We start from the raw sequence: 2,158 nt of genomic DNA, 5'->3' as shown, positions 1-2,158 counted from the left end.
AGAAGGCGCTCACCGACCTGCGCAGGGCCAACGGCCGACTGCGCGAGGTCGAGGACGCCCGGCACGAGCCGATCGCGATCGTCGGCATGGCCTGCCGCCTCCCGGGCGGGGTCACGGGCCCGGCGGACCTGTGGCGGCTGGTCGCCGACGGCACCGACGCCATCACCGAGTTCCCCGGCAACCGGGGCTGGGACCTGGACACCCTGTTCGACGACGACCCCGACCACACCGGCACCTCCTACGCCCGGCACGGCGGATTCCTGCACGACGCGGGCGAGTTCGACGCCGGCTTCTTCGGGATCTCCCCGCGCGAGGCCCTCGCCATGAACCCGCAGCAACGGCTGCTCCTGGAGACCTCCTGGGAGACCTTCGAACGCGCCGGCATCGACCCGACCGGCCTCGGCGGGCAGAGCATCGGCATCTTCACCGGCGTCATGCACCACGACTACGCCCCCATCGGGCAGCGCATCCCGCCGTCCGTCGAGGGCATGCTCGGCATCGGCAACTCCGGCAGCGCCACCTCGGGCCGCGTCTCCTACACCCTCGGCCTGGAGGGCCCGGCGGTCACCGTCGAGACCGCCTGCTCGTCCTCCCTGGTCGCCATCCACCTGGCCGCGCAGTCCCTGCGCACCGGCGAGTGCTCCATGGCCCTGGCGGGCGGTGTCGCCGTGATGGCCACGCCCGACGGCTTCATCGAGTTCTCCCGCCAGCGCGGACTGGCCAGGGACGGCCGCGCCAAGGCCTTCTCGGCCGCCGCCGACGGCACCAACTGGTCCGAGGGAGCTGGCCTGTTGCTCCTGGAACGCCTCTCCGACGCCCACCGCAACGGCCACCACGTGCTCGCCGTCATTCGCGGTACGGCGGTCAACCAGGACGGCGCGTCCAACGGTCTGACCGCCCCCAACGGCCCTTCCCAGCAGCGGGTCATCCGCCAGGCCCTGGCCGACGGCCGGCTGACACCCGCCGACGTGGACGCGGTCGAGGCGCACGGCACCGGTACGGCGCTCGGCGACCCGATCGAGGCCCAGGCGGTCATCGCCGCCTACGGCCAGAACCGTCCCGAGGACCGCCCCCTGTGGCTCGGCTCCCTCAAGTCGAACATCGGGCACGCACAGTCGGCGGCCGGGGTCGCCGGGGTCATCAAGATGGTGATGGCGTTGGAGCGCGAGGTGCTGCCGAGGACGCTGCACGTGGACGAGCCGACGCCGAAGGTGGACTGGTCGGCGGGTGCGGTGGAGTTGCTGACGGAGGCGCGCCCCTGGCCTCGTGAGGAGGGACGCCCCCGTCGGGCGGGTGTGTCGTCCTTCGGTGTGAGCGGCACGAACTCGCATGTGGTGATCGAGGAGGCGCCGGTCGAGGAACTCGCGCTTGAACAGGGCGAGTTCGTCGGTCCGTTGCCGTTCGTGGTGTCGGGCCGGTCGGGTGCGGCGCTGAAGGCGCAGGCGGAGCGGCTCGCCGATCACCTGGAGGGCGAGGAGTCCGTCCTGGCGGATGTCGCGTATTCGCTGGTCGCCTCCCGTGCGGCTCTGGAGCACCGGGCCGTTGTCGTGGCCGCGGATCGTGCGCAGGCGGTGGCCGGGTTGCGGGCGCTGTCGGCGGAGGCGCCGGCGGTCGCGGGTGGTCGTGTGGCGGTGCTGTTCACCGGCCAGGGCGCCCAACGCCTGGGTATGGGACGGGAGTTGTACGAGACGTATCCCGTCTTCGCGGAGGCCTTCGACGAGACGGTGGCGGAGCTGGACCAGCACCTGTCCAGGCCGCTGAAGGGGGTCGTCCTCGGCGACAAGGGGGCCTTGGACCGGACGGAGTTCACGCAGCCGGCGTTGTTCGCGATCGAGGTGGCGTTGTTCCGGTTGGCGGAGTCGTGGGGTGTGCGGCCGGAGTTCGTGGCCGGACATTCGATCGGTGAGCTGGCCGCCGCGCATGTGGCCGGGGTGTGGACGCTTGCGGATGCGGCCCGTTTGGTGGCGGCGCGCGGCCGGTTGATGCAGGCGCTGCCGACAGGCGGCGCGATGATCGCGGTGCAGGCGTCCGAGGACGAGGTCCTGCCACTGCTGACCGACGGAGTCGGTATCGCGGCCATCAACGGACGGACCTCCGTGGTGATTTCGGGCGATGAGGGTGCTGCGGAGTCCGCAGCCCGGGTCATCGCCGAAATGGG

1 protein-coding gene is annotated in these 2,158 nt (G+C 71.9%); it reads left to right on the top strand.

Annotated features, from left to right (window positions below; genetic code table 11):
- A partial coding sequence (locus ACWDR3_RS47650; protein ID WP_450358930.1) for a type I polyketide synthase occupies nucleotides 1-2,158 on the top strand: 2,158 nt, incomplete at both ends.

It is taken from the genome of Streptomyces sp. NPDC001002 (genome assembly GCF_053599215.1).
The sequence above is the reverse complement of the archived record's forward strand: the minus strand, read 5'-3'. Positions and strand labels throughout refer to the sequence as shown.